General features: G+C 37.1%; 1 protein-coding gene. It reads right to left on the bottom strand.

Annotated elements, in window-relative coordinates; translation table 11 throughout:
- Positions 1–2,132: hypothetical protein (locus CTN01_RS22465; protein WP_146150446.1), on the bottom strand; the 2,132-nt coding region annotated here is incomplete at its 3' end.
- Positions 2,133–2,169: the final 37 nt, after the last annotated feature.

The raw sequence follows: 2,169 nt of genomic DNA, 5'->3' as shown, positions 1-2,169 counted from the left end.
ATGAAATTTAAAATGGTTTGTCTGTTGATAAGGAAATCATGCTTTTTCACATCATCTGATTTTGATACTTTGCTGTTAGGGTTCATTCTCTCAAGCGCTTTTTGCATTTGTCTGGTTGCGGCTTTTTTCTCTGTACTCATGATATGGCCATTACCAAGCCAATGAATCACTTTACACAGCGCCAATTGTTGCATTAGTAATGCTTCATTTTCTGTTATTTTTAGGTTCTCTGACGTTTGGGTATCTTTTACCATAAATGAATTGGGTTCAGATGCTAATGTAGACAATAGCGGGCCTAAGGCTTCGGGGATCAACAATCGCGTCCATTCAGCTAATATCTTGTCATCTCCGTTAATCAAGGTATAGGCGACCAAGCCAGCGGAGCTTCGTTCAAAAATGTCTAAAATTTGGTCGAAAGTGTCTTTTTGTTCAGCCAAAAATAGACCAATGTTTAATTGGGTGTAAAGAATACCTTTACTCAGTAGGGAAAGTTGTTTAAATGTTTCATCATCTTCAACAATATCAACTCGGTGATAATTTGCCTGTCGCAACAATCGCTGAAATTGCCAAACACATGCCCCGACCATGCTCGGGTTGATTTCTCCCTCAAAAGACAGTTTGGTAGAGGGCGGGCCAATACTAAGACCAATCGATAATTTCTTATTGGCAAAACGAAACCGAACAGGTACTTTGGCAGTTATACTACTTTCGAGTTTTAAAGCGCCTTTGATTAATTGATGTGAGCGTTTTGTTTTATCAACTAAAAAGTCGGGATAACCTGATGGGGGAAACCATAAAAGAAATCCGCCGACTTCTAGGCCTGCTTTCAATCCTAATTCTAGGTCGTGTTTTAGTTGCCCATCATTGACTTGAAACACATCAGGGATCATAAAACCCTCTGCACCAAATTCAATTTTACTACCTAAAGCAATACTCGCACCTGCAAAGCCCCAAGCTTTACAATACATAAGAGCTTGATATGCACCGAACTGAAAGTTAATAATTTTTTCTTGGCCTTTATCGGAATACTTAAGTTCTATTATTTGATCTCTATCTTTATCTGAAATCTCTTTATTAGGCACTTTAATAAAAGGTTTGCCTGTAAACATTTTGACGATATTAACTTCGCCTTTCGCGAGTATTAATTCGGATTTGGCTTCTATTGGCAAAGCTTCAATGGCTGTAATTTTTCCATTGCTTTTTGCACCTGAAATCTCCAGTGGATTTCCTACTCCTGTATCGAGTGATAGCATCGTCATTCTGAGATATTGAGCTTGCTTACTATCATCAAAAGGAGACAGACGTTTTTTTAATTCTGCTGAAAAAAGTACTTGCTTGACGGCTTCGCCCCATTCGTTCAGATTACTTTGTTCGGAGAAACTTTTTACTACAATATTTTCACTTTTTAGTGTGCTAAGAAACGCATCGACATTAAATAGACCTCTTTCATCAAACCAAGTTTTTTCAATGGTGAGCTTTCTAACATGGTCTTTTAATATTCGTTCAATTGTTTCCCCCGAATTTTCTTGCGGTGGGACATTTTTATTGGCATTGTTGCTCGGTTGCGGAATGCTGTTAAGGCTAATATACCGTAATTGACTAAACTCACCCTCTCCAGCTTGTTCTTTTTTGCTTCCAAGAATATATTCACGTAAAGGGTAGTCAGCCTTTACAACATACGTTATTGGTTTTTTTCGATAATCCTCTGCATCCCACAGTAAAAAAAGCGAACTAGACATCTCAAAAATGTTATGAATAGCTTCTTCGTGAATATCCATCGCATCTTTTTGCAGTTTTTTAAGCGACTCATATTCTTTTTTTAGAAGATTATTGGGTGGCAAAGCATAACTATTAGTTGCTTTTAATAAGCCTTTTAATCTGTCGTGAAGAGATTTTTCAAATGCTTTTGATTTTTTTAGATGTTCAAAATAGTTAGCATAAAGTTGGTGCCCTTCAGTTAAATTTTCAGTTGTTCCTGCTAACGCTAGTTCAGGTGTTGCGATACCTAATAAGGATAATTCCTCTATGCTTGTTGTTAATTTCTCAAGTTTATCCTCGGTATTTTTTATTTCTTTAGATAGATATTTTTCACAATAATCGGCCGCTTGTTTAACATGATAACCGATAGCCAATTTATCAGATCCAGAGTGGAGTCTGTTTAGCGATGCT

Origin of the sequence: Photobacterium angustum (assembly GCF_003026365.1) — a bacterium.
In the GTDB taxonomy this organism is placed as follows: Bacteria; Pseudomonadota; Gammaproteobacteria; order Enterobacterales; family Vibrionaceae; genus Photobacterium; species Photobacterium angustum.
This window is presented reverse-complemented; position numbering and strand designations above follow the sequence as displayed.